This is a genomic window from Gelidibacter maritimus (assembly GCF_014062315.1).
GTDB classification, from domain to species: domain Bacteria; phylum Bacteroidota; class Bacteroidia; order Flavobacteriales; family Flavobacteriaceae; genus Gelidibacter; species Gelidibacter maritimus.
Genome location: NZ_JACGLT010000001.1, coordinates 60,250 through 76,481, shown reverse-complemented (window position 1 = coordinate 76,481; position 16,232 = coordinate 60,250). Strand labels below are relative to the sequence as shown.

Sequence of the window (16,232 nt, the reverse complement as noted above, 5' to 3'; positions counted from 1 at the left end):
TTTATGGAATTTTGATTTCCTCAAAAACAACATAACTTTAAGTCTTTTTTTGTTTGTAAATTAAAAAAAATATGTAGGTTTGAATAGATTTAATATAAAACAAATTAATTGCAAAACTATGTCTATATCAGCAAATAACCCCGATCGTACGTCGTGGCTTCACGTGGGAAAGAACTCCGATTTTCCTATACAGAACATCCCTTTTGGGGTTTTTTTAACACGAGACGATATCATTACCATTGGGACGCGAATTGGCGATACAGCCATTGATCTTGGGGCACTACACCAATTAGGTTATTTTGAAGGCATTCCGTTGACTGATGATATTTTTCTTCAGGATACCCTAAATGATTTTATAGCTGATGGCCGTAAAACATGGCGTGCCGTAAGAAATAGAATCGCTGATATTTTTGACAGTAATAATACCGCATTAAAAAACAATCTTAAACATAAAGAAATTGTCTGTTTTAGATTGGATGAAATAGAAATGCAATTGCCAGTTCAGGTGGGTGATTATACCGATTTTTATTCGAGCCTTGAGCATGCCACCAATGTTGGGACCATGTTCAGAGGTGCTGACAATGCTTTGATGCCAAATTGGTTGCATATCCCTGTTGGCTACCATGGCCGCAGCTCCTCGATTATTCCATCTGGAATTCCGGTCCACAGACCACAGGGGCAGACCTTGCCAGATGGTGCTACTGAACCTGTTTTCGGTCCGTCAAAATTGATCGACTTTGAATTGGAAATGGCTTTTATTACTACTGACGCCAACGATTTGGGCGAATCGATCCCAGTCAATGAGGCAGAAGAGTACATTTTTGGCTTGGTTCTTTTTAACGACTGGTCTGCTCGAGATATCCAAAAATGGGAATATGTGCCCTTAGGACCATTCTTGGCAAAAAGTTTTGCATCTTCCATGTCGCCTTGGATTGTTACACTTGACGCCCTAGAGCCTTTTAAAGTAGAAAGTCCGAAACCCATCAAACCGCTATTACCATATTTAAAATCGAAAGGCAAAAAAGGCTACGATATCAGTTTAGAAGTTGCAATACGTCCAAAAGATGCTAAAGAAACCATTGTGAGCAAATCCAACTTTAAATATATGTATTGGAATATGTCCCAACAATTGGCACATCATACTATTAATGGTTGTCCTATCAACTCAGGTGATATGATGGGCAGCGGCACCATTTCTGGACCAACAGAAGATTCTTACGGGTCTATGTTAGAATTGACCTGGAGAGGTGAAAAGCCCTTAAAAATGAAAGATGGCACGGAACGTAAGTTTATTAATGATTACGATACCGTTATCATGAGAGGGCACTGTGAAAAAGACGGTACCAGAATTGGATTTGGAGAGGTTTCCACACAATTACTGCCGATTTATAATCAGAAGAAAAAATAAGTTAAAATCTTGAAAATTGAAGCACGAAGGTTGGTAGGCACTGATTTTCGTGCTTTTTTTTTCCATTCCCTTCTATCTCCCCGCTTCCAATTTCTATTTTTTTCACATTTGGCATGTAAGTTGGAATCCTTTAACTTTAACAATTTAAACACCAGATTTATGATAGCAAAACTACGTTTCAGTGTAATCATTCTATTACTTGTTTCTTGTAGTGGAAAAAAACAGATTGAGAAAGCACTTCATTCTGGAAATTATGATCTGGCCATTGAAGATGCCTTAAGAAAACTTGAGAACAACAAAAATAAAGAACGCAAACAGGACTTTGTGGTCATGCTCAAAAACGCCTTTGAAAAGGCAGTCGAGCGCGATTTAAATACGATTAAACATCTTAGGAAGGACGGAAATCCAGAACATTATAAGGCTATTTATGAAACCTACCTCAAATTGAATTCACGTCAGGAAAAAATCAAGCCCATCTTACCCTTACAAATTCATAATAAGCCGCTCCGTTTAGATTTTAAAGATTACTCTCATGTTATTGCACAGTCCCGCAACGAAGTTTCTGCGTATCTGTACGATACTGGATTGGCACTAATGGACTCAAATAACAAACAAGATCTAAAAGAGGCCTACCACACATTTCAGTATATAGATCGTATTAACCCAAAATATAAAGACGTTCGTCATTTAATGGAGGAAGCCCATAATCTTGGTTCTGACTATGTGATTGTGACGATTGAAAATCAGACCGATCAAATCATTCCAAAGCGCTTGGAGGATGATCTATTGAACTTTGATACCTATGGATTGAATCAGTTTTGGACGGTTTACCATGCCCTTCCTGATAATCGAATAGATTATGACTATGCCATGGCTTTACAATTAAAACGCATCAATATTTCACCGGAAAAATTTAATGAAAAGCAATCGCTTAGAGAGAGACAAATTGTAGATGGCTGGAAGTATCAAAAGGATAGAAAAGGAAACGTGGTTAAAGACAGTTTAGGAAATGACATCAAAATTGATAACATTATCAATATAAGAGCCCAATTTAATGAATATCACCAATTCAAATCGACTCAAATTCTTGCGGATGTTGTTTATATGGACTTAAAAAACAATCAAACCTTGGATGTCTTTCCAATTGATAGCGAATTTGTCTTTGAAAACTTCTTTGCCACCATAAAAGGTGATGAGCGCGCACTGAATGCTCAGGACCGGGAACTTTTGCGCAATAGACGCTTGCGCTTTCCTTCCAATGCTGATATGGTGTATGATACTGGCGAAGACTTGAAACTGCAGTTAAAGCAGATTATCAGTTCTTATAAAATAAGGCATTAAAATGAAAAACTCCTAAAATAAATTTTTAGGAGTTTTTTATGCTCAATATCTCATAAGGTGAATTGCGACTTTAACCATCATTTCATTCCTCGCACTGTTTCGCTACACTGATACTACAAATTAAACAAACTTCCCTAAATCCATAGCATTAATCCCACTATGACTTTCATGGGCTACCACTACCCCATTCTTAACCACAAGTAATTGTGGCGATTGGTGCATCACTTGAAATCTTTCAGCAATTGCATTGGATACTGGTCTGTGGGCCAGTAAATCTAAATAATACAGGTCGGCTTGGTTTTCAGAAAACTGATAGCCTCCCTTAAATTGACCAATAACCATTCTGCTGATACCACATCTTGTGGAATGCTTAAATATAAATTGTGGTTTAGTTGAGGATTTTTCTACAATGGCATCCAATTGCTCAACAGTATTTAAGTTGATCCAAGGTGTTTCGTTATCTTGTTTTGGTTGATCCGAACCGGTTGTCGAATCTGAATTAGCACCGAATAATTTATTAAATAGTCCCATGTAAGTAGTATTTATTTTTTGTGTTATGATTTATTTGTTTAAATGAACTCTCGTTTGATCAATCAGTCTTGTATGCTTTGTTCTTTCTACATTATCCAAAAACTTTACATTCTGCAATCGTAAATTGATTATCTCAAACCATCACTTACTTGGGCGTTAAAATTATTCTAAATGTCACTTTACTCACCCAAATTTTAAATAACTTTATACAACAGTCGATGATAAGCCAAACCCCTTACAAACTGACGAAACGTCACGCTACTATTGGCGTTAAGCGACATTTTGTCGTGCTTTATAGCTTGGTAAGGTAATTGAAATACAGAATGAAAACAACAACAAATTTAATCAAACATATCTCCAATTAAGGAGGAGAACATATAAAATAAAAAACTAACGTAAAAACATTTACCCGATTAAACGGGCCATATATTATGAACTTTAATAATTATACCATAAAATCACAGGAGGCCATCCAGCACGCGCAACAGCTTGCTCAAGGTTATGGCCATCAACAGATAGAAAATGAGCATATTTTTAAAGCCATTTCTGTAGTTGACGAAAACGTATTGCCATTTCTTCTAAAAAAACTAAATGTCAATATGAATCTTTTAGAACAGACTTTAGACAAGCAATTGGAGAGTTTTCCGAAGGTATCTGGTGGCGACATCATGCTTTCCAGAGAGGCGAATAAAGCGCTGAATGAAGCCTCTATTATCGCTAAGAAGATGAAGGATGACTATGTTTCTGTCGAGCATTTACTTTTGGCTGTTTTTAAATCAGACAGCAAAATAGCGCAAATGCTCAAAGATCAAGGCGTTACTGAAAAGGCACTTACTGCTGGCATTGACGAATTGCGTCAGGGCGATCGCGTCACTTCACAAAGCCAAGAAGACACTTATAATTCTCTGAACAAATACGCAAAGAATCTCAACCAAATGGCCAAGGATGGTCGTTTGGATCCGGTGATCGGCCGTGACGAGGAAATAAGAAGAATTTTACAAATCCTTTCACGTCGCACCAAAAACAACCCAATTCTTGTAGGAGAACCGGGTACAGGTAAAACAGCTATTGCGGAAGGCTTAGCCCATCGTATTATCGATGGAGACGTTCCTGAGAACTTAAAAGACAAGCAGGTGTTTGCTTTAGACATGGGAGCGCTTATTGCGGGTGCCAAGTACAAAGGTGAATTTGAAGAGCGTTTAAAAGCCGTTATCAAAGAAGTCACCTCAAGTGATGGTGATATTGTATTATTTATTGACGAGATCCATACGCTTGTTGGTGCAGGAGGCGGGCAAGGCGCCATGGATGCGGCAAACATTTTAAAGCCAGCTTTAGCAAGAGGAGAGTTACGCGCCATTGGAGCAACGACACTCGATGAATATCAGAAATATTTTGAGAAAGACAAAGCCTTAGAGCGTCGTTTTCAAAGAGTAATGGTAGACGAGCCAGATACTGAAAGTGCCATTTCAATTCTACGAGGGATAAAGGAGAAATATGAAACCCATCATAAAGTACGTATTAAAGATGAGGCCATTATAGGTGCCGTAGAGTTATCTGAACGGTATATTACCAACAGATTTTTACCGGACAAAGCTATTGACCTGATGGATGAAGCGGCTTCTAAACTACGAATGGAAATCAATTCCAAACCAGAAGAACTCGATGTATTAGACAGAAAGGTTATGCAGTTGGAAATTGAAATCGAGGCCATTAAGCGTGAAAAAGATGAAAGCAAACTACAGAATTTACGTTCTGAACTTGCCAACATTAAAGAAGAACGCAATGAAATGAATGCCAAGTGGATGAGTGAAAAAGAAGTTGTAGACAATATTCAAATCGCTAAATCCGACATTGAAAATTTTAAACTTGAAGCAGAACGTGCTGAACGTGAAGGAGATTACGGCAAAGTAGCTGAAATTCGCTACGGAAAAATCAAAGAAGCCCAAGAGGAACTTGAGAAACTTCAGAAGGAATTACAGGCCAACCAATCGGGGAGCTCATTAATTAAAGAAGAAGTAACTTATGAGGATATTGCAGAGGTTGTAGCCAAATGGACAGGGATTCCTGTAACAAAAATGCTACAAAGTGACAGAGAAAAGCTTCTAAAATTGGAAGATGAACTGCATAAGCGTGTCATTGGTCAAGAAGAAGCTATAATAGCTGTGAGTGATGCCGTAAGGAGAAGTCGCGCCGGACTGCAGAACCCTCAAAAACCCATCGGAACATTTCTGTTTTTAGGAACCACTGGGGTTGGAAAAACAGAGCTGGCAAAAGCTTTGGCAGAATATCTTTTTGATGATGAGGCTGCCATGACCCGAATTGACATGAGTGAATACCAAGAACGTCACAGTGTTAGCCGATTGATTGGCGCACCTCCTGGATATGTTGGTTATGATGAAGGTGGGCAATTAACAGAAGCTGTGAGAAGAAAACCGTATTCTGTGGTACTGCTTGACGAAATAGAGAAAGCACACCCAGACACGTTTAATATTTTATTACAGGTTTTAGATGAAGGCCACTTGACGGATAATAAAGGCCGAGTGGCCGATTTCAAAAACACCATCATTATCATGACTTCCAATATGGGGAGTGACATCATCCAGCAACGTTTTGAAGCGGCAAAGGATATTGATACGGCTGTAGAATCGGCTAAGCTTGAAGTTTTGGGATTATTAAAACAGAATGTACGTCCGGAGTTCTTAAATAGAATTGACGATATTATTATGTTTACTCCATTATCAAAACAAAATATTATTGATATTGTAGAGTTGCAGCTGAAAGGCTTGACACGAATGTTGGACAATCAAGGCATCACCTTTGACGCTACCGATGAGGCCATTGCATATTTAGCTGAGAAAGGTTACAATCCTGAGTATGGCGCCAGACCTGTTAAACGTGTCATTCAGAAGGAAGTATTAAATGAGTTGAGTAAAGAATTACTTGCGGGTCATATTACCACAGATAGTATTGTCTTGTTGGATTCATTTAACAACAAACTGGTCTTCAGAAACCAAGACCAATTGGTGGACGAGGTCCAGAAATAGCAAACGTTGGCATCTTGAATGTCGGCGTTTAAAAGTCCGAGAGGATTTTTCATAATAATTGGTTGGTTAGAAACAGCACAAGTCTTTAAAAAGATGAGTGCTGTTTTTTTTCAAATGAGTCAATTAAAACGCCATCGAAGTTGTAAATTAACGTTTATCAAGTTAAACAGAATCGAATGGGGATTATCAAGTATTACAATTTTGAGGATAGTGAAGTCTTTATATTTGATGGTTTCATTATTAACCAAGTTAAAGAAGCTGTGGTTATAGAGCCCCATCATAATGATATTCTCAATAAGATTGTTCAAGAACATTTCAGCGGAAAAAATATGGTATACATTTCCAATCGAGTAAAGTCTTATTCAGTAAACCCATTAATTTATCCCGAGGCCGAAAAGATTCCAAACCTTATTGCCATTGCCATTATCCCTAAAACTGGGCTCATGCGTAGAAATGCAGAATACGAGCAGGAATTTTTCAACAAGCCTTATGAGATTTTTGATAACTTAACAAATGCCATCGTTTGGGTGCAGAATATCATGACCAATATGGAAAACAAATCAGAATAGTCAGTGCATATAGCACAAATAAGAAATGATTTTTCTTTATAGAGACAGGAGGAGCCTTCAAAAGCCCATTGAAAAGGAAAGATGCTACAGAAGGTTAATCATTTTATAAATGGAAGTCATATATAAATTTTTGGTAGTCTTTTTAATGAATTCAAACGTAAATAATATGGCGACATTGGCGTTTAATGTTTGAAAATCCTATTAATCTCAAACAAAGCTAATTAATGGATTTGTAAAATTAAATTGTTAACCGTTCGTCTAATAAACGGTAATTTACTTTAAAGAGACAACCGTTTATCGTACTTTTACGACACTTAACCTATAAAACACTTATGATCATCAATCAATATATAGACCATACGCTTTTAAAACCAAGCACTACTGAAAGGCAAATTATCGATTTATGCAATGAAGCAAAGAAATATGAATTCTATGCGGTTTGTGTCAACAGTTCCTATGTTGCCTTAGCCAAACAATTACTTTCTAAAACAGCCGTAAAAGTTGTAACCGTTGTCGGATTTCCGTTGGGTGCCATGGCTACAGAGGCTAAAGTCTTTGAAGCTAAAAATGCTGTAAACGAAGGAGCCGATGAGATTGATATGGTTATTAATATCGGATATCTCAGAAGCAAAAACTATGTTGCTGTTTTTAAGGACATTTCAGATGTTAAGAATGCTATTGGCAAAACACCGTTGAAAGTTATTATTGAAATTAGCGAACTTTCTAAAAACGAGATCGTAAAGATTTGTGAGATATGTTTGGATGCTAAAGTTGATTTTATAAAAACCTCAACCGGATTTTCAAAAAGCGGCGCTACCTTGACCGCTGTAAAAATCATCAAAAAAACAGTTCGGGATCAGGCAAAAATAAAAGCTTCCGGAGGTATAAGAGACCGCGAAACTGCCCTGAAATATATCGATGCGGGTGCAGATAGAATTGGAACTTCATCTGGAGTTGCAATGATGAATGATAAAATAGCAACAGCTTGATTTTAATTTTTATCTTTAGGAATTAAAACAATTCCATGAGTGTACATATTGAAGCTAAAAAAGGAGAGATTGCTGAAACCATCCTTCTTCCGGGAGATCCATTAAGAGCAAAATGGATTGCCGAAACATTTTTTGATAACCCTAAACGCTTTAATAATGTTAGGGGTATGCTTGGTTATACCGGCACTTATCAAGGACAATCTATTTCTACTATGGGCACTGGAATGGGTGTGCCCAGCATCTCTATTTATGCCCATGAACTGATAACAGAGTATGATGTTAAAAACCTGATAAGAGTGGGAAGCGCGGGGTCCTATCAAAAAGATGTAAAATTAAGGGACATTGTTTTAGCCATGGCCGCGTCCTCAACTTCTGGCATCAATGTACTGCGTTTTGAAGGTGCAGACTACGCCCCGACGGCAGATTTTGGTTTGTTTCAAAAAGCAGTTGACATCGCAAAAGCTAAGAACATACCCATAAAGGCAGGAAATATACTGACGAGTGATGAGTTTTATGCTGACGATTTTGAATCTTATAAAAAATGGTCAAAATTCAGGATCCTTTGTGTTGAAATGGAAACAGCCGGTCTTTATACCGTTGCTGCCAAACACAATGTCAATGCGTTAAGCATTCTGACGATATCAGATTCCTTGGTAACTGGAGAACGTACCACGACATTGGAAAGAGAAACCACCTTTAAGGAGATGATTGAAATCGCCTTGGAGTTGGCCTAAACAATTCATAAACATAGATCTTATGATACGCTACCTCATCATTATTTGTGTCACCTTGTTGGCAACTAATGCATTTGCACAAGAAGAAACGCATTCCGAAATCACAACCTATTATTTTATTCGTCACGCCGAAAAAGACCGTAGTGATCCCACAGAAAAGGATGCCCATTTAACAGAAGAAGGCCATCAGAGAGCACAAAATTGGAGCATCATCTTTCAAAATGTTCCTTTTGACGCCATATATTCCACAAACTTCAACAGAACCAAAGAAACTGCGCAACCAACTGCTGATAATAATCGACTGGAAATCAATACTTACCCTGTAACCAACAGTTATGATGACACTTTTATAAAAGCCACAAAAGGCAAAACAATTTTAGTTGTTGGCCATAGCAATACCATACCAGATTTTGTGAATAACGTGATTGGGCATGAAAAGTACAATGATATTGAAGATACCAACAACGGCAATCTTTTTATTATCACAATTATTGACGGCGTTTCTTCCGATATGTTGCTGACGATTAATTAAGTATATCCACCTGAATATTCTCGAGTTCTATTTTTGAAAGAAGTTGTAGTTGATCTGTCATAAACATATCATCTAAGACTTCAATAGCGGCACTGGGTGTAACAGGCTTATAGTTTTTATAATCTACAAAACGTAGGTTTTTGATGTTCCTTGCATTATAGGCTTCCCTAAACCGAAATCCCAAACTGTCATCAATTTCCTTAAATGAATAGGCCAAATAATCTATATAAAAAGAATCTTTATCAATCCAATAGATGAATACGTCATCAAAATCTTCACCACCACCCTCTTCAGAAAACGTAACTTTTATTTTATGATAGTCCCTCCCATTAATAGTTTTTAATTCCAAATAATTATGGTGCACCGCCTTTCCGTCCAAACTATAAGGCAGTACAGAAAAATAATGGACTGAATTAACTGAATTACTATACAAGGAGGTGAGAGAATCAGACAAAGATATTTTTTTATCGTCCCGGAAACGCTCAAATCCAGAATTACTCAAAACATCCTTTACTTCGGAAAGTGAATCCTCAAAATGACGCGTCAACTCATATCTGCCCTGATTTCGAAGGGCTCTATAATGAATGTCCCTAAAATCAAAATTGATATCGGAGTGGTCAAACAAATCTCCGCCCGCAACTTCAATGGATTTTTTGATGATGTCTTCAGGTGATGCCGTTGTACGCTCTTGAGATGCATCTTCCTTACAATTATATAACAAAAACAAAATGGCCAAAATCAATACACTTCGAAACATACTTTTTATTTAAATTGAATGAGTAAATTTAAAGATTACAGATGGGTCTTCCTCAAAAGTTATCTTAAATGTTTTACCTTTGGCTTCTTATGCAGAAACACATCAACATAAAAAACAGAAAAGCACGTTTTCAATATGAATTATTGGATAAATATGTGGCTGGTATTGTTTTGACAGGTACAGAAATAAAATCCATTAGAAACAGTAAAGCCTCTATTGCTGAAAGTTTTTGTGAGTTTAATGAAAAAGGCGAGCTCTTTGTAATCAACATGAATATTGAAGAGTATGCCTTTGGTAACTACAACAACCATAGGCCAAAAGCCGAACGCAAATTACTACTGAACAAAAGAGAACTCAAATCGCTTCAAAAGGACGTTCAAATTAAAGGTTATTCCATTGTTCCGTTACGGTTGTTTATCAATGATAGAGGATTTGCGAAATTGGAAATAGCATTAGGGAAAGGTAAAAAACTTTATGACAAGCGTAACACCATAAGAGACCGTGACAATAAGCGCAATTTAGATCGGATCAAGAAGATATATAGCTAAACATGGCATAAATAGTATTTTTATAGATCCCAATAATCACACTAAGTTTTAAAATTAAATAGCTAAAAAACAATCAATTATTTAAGATTGTTATAACAATCATCAGTAGTTTTTATAGTTAAGTTTGAAATGCTCATAGGCAACCATTTAAGCCAAGACTCTTTCTGGTAATCCACAAATTTTAAATAATGAAGTGGTTTATTGATCTGAGCAAGCTTCTGCCAGTAAAAACCATAGGTGGAACAATTGCGTCTATAGCATTAGAACCCAAACTTTATGACTAAAAACTTACTCTCTTTCATTATTGTTCTAATTAGTTTTCAGGCGTTTTCTCAAATCAAAGGACATATTACCGACCAGAATAACGCGGCGCTTCCTTTTGTTAACATTTATATAGAAAACACATTTACCGGCACTACCAGTAACGATGAAGGCTACTACGAACTCAACCTAAATACACCAGCTACCTACACCATTGTGTTTCAGTTTTTGGGTTATAAAACAGTAAAGAAAGAGATAGAAATCGCGAAATTTCCATACACTTTAAATGCTACTCTTGCCGAAGAACAAATCTCATTGAATGAGGTGGTGATCAATACTGATGAAAATCCGGCGGATATTATTATGCGAAAAGCGATTGCATCACGACAAGTAAATTTAGAAAAAATAAATGCTTTCAAGGCCAACTTTTATTCCCGTGGTTTGATTCGGATAAAAAATGTACCTGAAAAATTCTTTGGTCAGGAATTGGATGATTTTATGGTGGGATTGGATTCTACAAGAAGTGGTATTTTGTATCTATCAGAAACCATTTCGGAAATTGAATACCTGCGACCCGATAAACTGAAAGAAAAAATTATCGCATCAAAAGTAAGTGGCGACAATAACGGATTCAGTTTCAATACTGCCAGTGATGTGGATTTCAATTTTTACAATAATACCATTGACCTCGGCAATCAAATTATCTCCCCAATTGCCGATTATGCTTTTAATTATTATGACTATAAACTGGAAGGCGTTTTTTATGACGACAAGGGCAATCTTATCAACAAAATTAAGGTCATTCCTAAGCGTGAAAATGACCGGATTTTCTCAGGAAGTATTTATATAGTGGAGCATCAGTGGACGGTTTACGCTTTAGAATTAGCAATTACTGGCGTTCAGGCACAAATCCCGCCAGCCGAAGTCATTACCATCAAGCAAAATTTTTCCTATTCAGATATTGATCAACTCTGGGTTATGATTTCACAAGGTATTGAATTCAGTTATTCCCTTTTCGGATTTCAAGGTGATGGACGGTACACCGCAGTGTATAGCAATTATGATTTTTCTACTGAGGTGACCAAGAAATCATTTGGAAAGGAAATCTTATCATTTGGTGATAGTGCCAATAAAAAAGATTCCACCTATTGGAACCGCTTCAGGCCAGTTCCTTTAACAGATGAAGAGATAGGTGATTATTTACTTAAAGACAGTATTCAAACCGTTAGGGAGTCAAAACCTTATTTAGACTCTATTGATGCCAAAAACAACAGGTTCAAAATTCAAAACCTTCTCTTTGGATACAGTTACCGAAACTCTTTTGAAGATTGGTCCATTGGATATAGCTCACCACTCTCCGACTTTCAGTTTAATACCGTTCAAGGCTATAATTCCAAACTGAACTTTTATTACCGAAAAAACCAGGATGAATACCGTCGTTACCTCTCAGCCAACGCCTCTTTACAGTATGGCATATCAGATGACCGCTTGAGAGGTACAGCTTCTTTTATCTATAAATTCAATAATATCAAATCGCCATTTTTAATGCTATCCGGTGGTGTTGAAACCCAACAGTTCAATGATGCCCAGCCTATTTCGCCATTGATCAACTCCGTGAGCTCCTTGTTTTTTGAGAATAATTTCATGAAGATTTATGATAAAAGCTTCGCTCAGGCTGGTTACACACAAGAAATTACTAATGGTTTTAACATCTATAGCACCTTGGCCTACGAGCGCAGAAAATCACTATTCAACACGACAGACCAAGTGTTTTTCAACGATAAAAACGATGTTTATTCCAGTAATGATCCGCAAAATCCAAATATTTATGGCATTCCGGCTTTTGAAACACATCAACTTTTAAAGTTCAACCTGAACACGCGTTTTAATTTTGGGCAAGAATATATGAGCTATCCCGATAGTAAGATCAATATCCCAAACAGTAAATATCCGACGTTGTATATAGGGTATGAAAAAGGATTTGCAGCCTCAGAAAAACAGTATAATTTTGATAAGTTCAAGGCAAGATTAACCCAAAGTTTTAATTTAGGCAATAAAGGCAATTTTAAATATAACCTAAAAGCAGGCACGTTTTTTAATGCAGAGGATATTGGACTTATGGACTATTATCATCCCAATGGTAACCAAACCCATGTTGGCACTTCCAGCAATTATCTTAATGTATTCAACAACCTACCATATTATGCTTTGAGTACAAATTCTTCTTATTTTGAAATGCACGTCGAACATGACTTTAAAGGACTTCTTTTAAGTCGCGTGCCATTATTAAATAAGCTCAATTATAACCTAGTAATTGGCGCACATGCCTTTGCTACAGAGAATATCAAACCTTATCAGGAGTATTCAATTGGAATTGACAATATAGGCTTTAAGAAATTCAGGTTTTTACGTGTGGACTATGTGCGCTCCTACCAACATGGTTATCAAGGCGATGCGGTGATTTTCGGATTAAAGTTTTTGAATATCATCGAATAAGAAACGGTTAGTTTTTATCCTCTAAAAGCGGTACAAATCGAAATTCGCCGTATTCATGCTTTTCAAAATCTTTTGGGCCATTTCTGATGAACAAGGTCATAGTCTGCACCTGGTCTCCAACTGGGATTACCAATCGGCCTCCAATTTTAAGCTGACTCATTAGTGGTTTCGGAACAAAAGGTGCCCCGGCAGTAACGATAATACTATCAAAAGGAGCTTCTTCTTTTAGACCTTTGTATCCGTCGCCAAAAATAAGTTTTTTAGGACGGTATCCAAGCTTTGGAAGAAACTTACTCGTGATTTTAAAAAGTTCCAATTGACGCTCAATACTATAGACTTTAGCTCCTAATTCGCATAAAACAGCTGTTTGATACCCACTACCTGTACCAATTTCCAGGACCGTATCTCCAGGCTTAACTTGCATAAGCTCCGTTTGAAATGCCACCGTGTAGGGTTGCGAAATGGTTTGGTCTGCCGCAATGGGAAACGCCTTATCTTGGTACGCATGATCCAAAAAACTGGAATCCATAAATAAATGACGTGGAATTTTACCGATGGCCTGTAGCACTTTTTTATCAGTAATTCCTTTATCCTTAACAACCTCAACAAGTTGCTGTCTCAGGCCTTTATGTTTAAACGTATCTTTCAAAGCGGTGGTAAGTTTATTGGCTAAACTACTTTAAAAAAAAGCAAAAGACAAATCAAAAATTCCAAATTCCCATTTTATCCCTCCCCAGCAAGTACGCCTACTACAAATCAAAATCGTCTACTCAGAAAAACTTACATCGTGAAGAGAAAGGTTTATTATGTTTTAACATCCATATTCAGTCAATAACCATTAGCCGTCTGTTGCCTGGCGGACCTTCTTTTTCTCTTTTAATTTTCCTTTTTTCTGCCTTAAAAAAAAGCTATTTTTGTATAAAACGTATTGTCTATGTTAAAAGCTGGAGTTCTTGGTGCTGGTCATCTTGGTAAGATTCATTTGCGCCTCTTAAAGCAATCTGATAAGTTCGACTTAGTGGGATTTTATGATGCCGATGAGGCCAACGCCAAAAAAATTGAAACAGAATTTGGATATAAGTATTTTGAAACCATCGAAGCCCTCGTCAATGCGGTTGATGTCGTTTCTATTGTTACGCCCACTCTGTCTCATTATGAGTGTGCAAAATTAGCCATCTCTAAAGGCAAACACATCTTTATTGAAAAGCCCATTACCAATACCGTTGAGGAGGCTGAAACCATCCGAGCTCTTGTAGCACAAAATAATGTGAAAGGTCAAGTAGGGCATGTAGAACGTTTCAACCCTGCATTTAAGGCAGTCAGAGATCAGATTCACAAACCTATGTTTATAGAAAGTCATAGATTGGCAGAATTCAATCCGCGAGGTACCGATGTGCCAGTTGTTTTGGATTTGATGATTCATGATATTGACATTATTTTGAGTGTGGTGAATTCTAAAGTGAAGAATATTTCCGCAAGCGGCGTTTCGGTTATTAGTGAAACACCAGATATAGCCAACGCTCGTATTGAGTTTGTGAATGGGTGTGTGGCAAACTTAACCGCAAGTAGAATCTCCTTGAAAAACATGCGTAAAACACGATTCTTTCAAAAGGACGCTTATATCTCAGTCGATTTTTTAGAGAAGAAATGTGAAGTTGTTAAAATGAAAGATGCCCCACTAAATCCTGGAGATTTTGATATGATTCTGCAAAACGCAGAAGGTGTAAAAAAGCAAATTTATTTTGACAATCCCGAAATTTCCTCTAATAATGCCATTTTGGACGAATTGGAATCTTTTGCAGATGCCATAAATAATGATACAAAGCCAATTGTCACACTACACGATGGCACCGAAGCTTTACGCGTAGCCACCATGATTATTAATCAGTTTTGATTCTGTTGGGAATCTGAATTAATTATGCTAAACATGGCCAATTTTGACTTGCACTCATTTTCAGACGCTTAGAAAGTAGTTTACATAAAACGTTTAACCATACAAGTTCAACCTTTCTGTCTTTCTCAATACCTACAAGAAGACGGAGAACAAAACAATATTTCAATGAAAAATATAGCTGTAATTGGAGCAGGAACCATGGGCAATGGCATTGCGCATACATTTGCTCAAAGTGGCTTTAAGGTCCAATTAATTGATATTAGTGAAGATTCACTCAAAAAAGGATTAGAAACCATTACAAAAAATTTGGATAGAATGGTGTCTAAGGAACGAATTACCGAAGCTGAGAAACAGCAAACCCTGAGTAATATTGAGACATTTACCGATATGTCGGAAGGTGTTAAAACCGCCGACCTCGTTGTGGAAGCCGCTACCGAGAACCTCGATTTAAAACTTAAGATCTTCAAGCAATTGGACACTATTTGTTCCAAAGAAACCATATTGGCCACCAATACGTCCTCAATTTCCATCACTCAGATTGCTGCTGCCACCACGCGACCAAACCAAGTTATTGGGATGCATTTTATGAACCCTGTGCCAATTATGAAGTTGGTGGAAATTATTCGCGGCTATAATACGAGTGATGAAGTAACCAAGATCATTATGGAGCTTTCCAAAACTTTAGGGAAAGACCCGGTTGAGGTGAACGATTATCCCGGATTTGTAGCCAACCGAATATTGATGCCAATGCTCAATGAATCTATTGAAACCCTGTACAATGGAGTTGCCGGTGTTGCAGAGATAGATACGGTAATGAAACTTGGTATGGCCCACCCTATGGGACCATTACAATTGGCCGATTTTATTGGCTTGGACGTATGCCTTTCCATTTTAAATGTCATGTATGATGGCTTTAAAAACCCAAAATACGCACCATGCCCATTGCTGGTAAATATGGTAAGAGCTGGAAAATTAGGCATCAAATCTGGAGAAGGGTTTTATGATTATTCTGAAAGCAGAAAAGCGGAAACGGTAGCGGAGCAGTTTTTGTAGTCTCCAGTCCTCGGTAATAAGTCCTCAGCAAAAAGTTATGGACAAGAAGTCAAAATGCGCAGTATTGTGATTAAA

General features: G+C 37.3%; 14 protein-coding genes. 11 read left to right on the top strand and 3 right to left on the bottom strand.

Features of this window, described 5'->3' with window-relative positions:
- Nucleotides 1-118: 118 nt before the first annotated feature.
- Together fahA and H3Z82_RS00345 are read left to right on the top strand one after the other, a co-directional pair.
- Nucleotides 119-1,408, top strand: a complete 1,290-nt coding sequence (gene fahA / locus H3Z82_RS00350; protein ID WP_182201889.1) for a fumarylacetoacetase — start codon at nucleotides 119-121, stop codon at nucleotides 1,406-1,408.
- Between the two features lie 159 nt (nucleotides 1,409-1,567).
- A complete protein-coding gene (locus tag H3Z82_RS00345) occupies nucleotides 1,568-2,749 on the top strand; it encodes a hypothetical protein (RefSeq protein WP_220459106.1) in 1,182 nt (393 codons plus the stop codon).
- 120 nt (nucleotides 2,750-2,869) lie between these two features.
- Here H3Z82_RS00345 and ytxJ read toward each other — a convergent pair whose 3' ends face one another.
- Nucleotides 2,870-3,280 (bottom strand): bacillithiol system redox-active protein YtxJ, encoded by a 411-nt coding sequence (gene ytxJ / locus H3Z82_RS00340; RefSeq protein ID WP_182201888.1) that lies wholly within the window; start codon nucleotides 3,278-3,280, stop codon nucleotides 2,870-2,872.
- 431 nt (nucleotides 3,281-3,711) lie between these two features.
- On the opposite strand from ytxJ, the gene clpB reads away from it, so the two are divergent.
- The 5 genes from clpB (at nucleotide 3,712) to H3Z82_RS00315 (ending at nucleotide 9,148) form a co-directional block, all read left to right on the top strand.
- A complete protein-coding gene (gene clpB / locus H3Z82_RS00335; RefSeq protein ID WP_182201887.1) occupies nucleotides 3,712-6,324 on the top strand; it encodes an ATP-dependent chaperone ClpB in 2,613 nt (870 codons plus the stop codon).
- 176 nt (nucleotides 6,325-6,500) lie between these two features.
- Nucleotides 6,501-6,893, top strand: a complete 393-nt coding sequence (locus H3Z82_RS00330; protein ID WP_182201886.1) for a hypothetical protein — start codon at nucleotides 6,501-6,503, stop codon at nucleotides 6,891-6,893.
- 332 nt (nucleotides 6,894-7,225) lie between these two features.
- Complete coding sequence (gene deoC / locus H3Z82_RS00325) at nucleotides 7,226-7,882, top strand: deoxyribose-phosphate aldolase (protein ID WP_182201885.1); 657 nt, start codon at nucleotides 7,226-7,228, stop codon at nucleotides 7,880-7,882.
- Nucleotides 7,883-7,917: 35 nt separating this feature from the next.
- Nucleotides 7,918-8,616: a purine-nucleoside phosphorylase gene (gene deoD, locus H3Z82_RS00320; protein WP_182201884.1), complete on the top strand. Its 699-nt coding sequence runs from the start codon at nucleotides 7,918-7,920 to the stop codon at nucleotides 8,614-8,616.
- Between the two features lie 22 nt (nucleotides 8,617-8,638).
- Nucleotides 8,639-9,148 carry a SixA phosphatase family protein gene (locus tag H3Z82_RS00315; protein ID WP_182201883.1) on the top strand — a complete coding sequence of 170 codons (510 nt, stop codon included), beginning with the start codon at nucleotides 8,639-8,641 and terminating at the stop codon, nucleotides 9,146-9,148.
- Here the strand turns inward: H3Z82_RS00315 and H3Z82_RS00310 are convergent.
- Nucleotides 9,141-9,905, bottom strand: coding sequence for a DUF6503 family protein (locus H3Z82_RS00310; RefSeq protein WP_235982192.1), 765 nt, complete (start codon nucleotides 9,903-9,905; stop codon nucleotides 9,141-9,143). The two genes, H3Z82_RS00315 and H3Z82_RS00310, sit on opposite strands and share 8 nt — an antisense overlap.
- Nucleotides 9,906-9,994: 89 nt before the next feature.
- Between H3Z82_RS00310 and smpB the strand changes: the two genes are divergently transcribed.
- Together smpB and H3Z82_RS00300 are read left to right on the top strand one after the other, a co-directional pair.
- Complete coding sequence (smpB, locus tag H3Z82_RS00305; RefSeq protein WP_182201882.1) at nucleotides 9,995-10,453, top strand: SsrA-binding protein SmpB; 459 nt, start codon at nucleotides 9,995-9,997, stop codon at nucleotides 10,451-10,453.
- Nucleotides 10,454-10,729: 276 nt separating this feature from the next.
- Complete coding sequence (locus tag H3Z82_RS00300) at nucleotides 10,730-13,210, top strand: DUF5686 and carboxypeptidase regulatory-like domain-containing protein (RefSeq protein ID WP_182201881.1); 2,481 nt, start codon at nucleotides 10,730-10,732, stop codon at nucleotides 13,208-13,210.
- A 7-nt stretch (nucleotides 13,211-13,217) separates the two neighbouring features.
- Here H3Z82_RS00300 and H3Z82_RS00295 read toward each other — a convergent pair whose 3' ends face one another.
- Nucleotides 13,218-13,859, bottom strand: a complete 642-nt coding sequence (locus H3Z82_RS00295; protein ID WP_182201880.1) for a protein-L-isoaspartate(D-aspartate) O-methyltransferase — start codon at nucleotides 13,857-13,859, stop codon at nucleotides 13,218-13,220.
- Between the two features lie 285 nt (nucleotides 13,860-14,144).
- Between H3Z82_RS00295 and H3Z82_RS00290 the strand changes: the two genes are divergently transcribed.
- Entirely contained in the window at nucleotides 14,145-15,104 is a 960-nt protein-coding gene (locus H3Z82_RS00290; RefSeq protein ID WP_182201879.1) for a Gfo/Idh/MocA family protein, read from the top strand.
- 165 nt (nucleotides 15,105-15,269) lie between these two features.
- Nucleotides 15,270-16,157 (top strand): 3-hydroxyacyl-CoA dehydrogenase family protein, encoded by an 888-nt coding sequence (locus tag H3Z82_RS00285; RefSeq protein ID WP_182201878.1) that lies wholly within the window; start codon nucleotides 15,270-15,272, stop codon nucleotides 16,155-16,157.
- The last annotated feature ends 75 nt before the right edge of the window (nucleotides 16,158-16,232 follow it).

Coding starts and splice junctions, on each gene's coding strand:
- fahA (WP_182201889.1), top strand. CDS start 119: ATGTCTATATCAGCAAATAACCCCGATCGTACGTCGTGGCTTCACGTG.
- smpB (WP_182201882.1), top strand. CDS start 9,995: ATGCAGAAACACATCAACATAAAAAACAGAAAAGCACGTTTTCAATAT.
- H3Z82_RS00285 (WP_182201878.1), top strand. CDS start 15,270: ATGAAAAATATAGCTGTAATTGGAGCAGGAACCATGGGCAATGGCATT.
- H3Z82_RS00345 (WP_220459106.1), top strand. CDS start 1,568: ATGATAGCAAAACTACGTTTCAGTGTAATCATTCTATTACTTGTTTCT.
- H3Z82_RS00300 (WP_182201881.1), top strand. CDS start 10,730: ATGACTAAAAACTTACTCTCTTTCATTATTGTTCTAATTAGTTTTCAG.
- clpB (WP_182201887.1), top strand. CDS start 3,712: ATGAACTTTAATAATTATACCATAAAATCACAGGAGGCCATCCAGCAC.
- deoC (WP_182201885.1), top strand. CDS start 7,226: ATGATCATCAATCAATATATAGACCATACGCTTTTAAAACCAAGCACT.
- H3Z82_RS00290 (WP_182201879.1), top strand. CDS start 14,145: ATGTTAAAAGCTGGAGTTCTTGGTGCTGGTCATCTTGGTAAGATTCAT.
- deoD (WP_182201884.1), top strand. CDS start 7,918: ATGAGTGTACATATTGAAGCTAAAAAAGGAGAGATTGCTGAAACCATC.
- H3Z82_RS00330 (WP_182201886.1), top strand. CDS start 6,501: ATGGGGATTATCAAGTATTACAATTTTGAGGATAGTGAAGTCTTTATA.
- H3Z82_RS00315 (WP_182201883.1), top strand. CDS start 8,639: ATGATACGCTACCTCATCATTATTTGTGTCACCTTGTTGGCAACTAAT.
- H3Z82_RS00310 (WP_235982192.1), bottom strand. CDS start 9,905: ATGTTTCGAAGTGTATTGATTTTGGCCATTTTGTTTTTGTTATATAAT.
- ytxJ (WP_182201888.1), bottom strand. CDS start 3,280: ATGGGACTATTTAATAAATTATTCGGTGCTAATTCAGATTCGACAACC.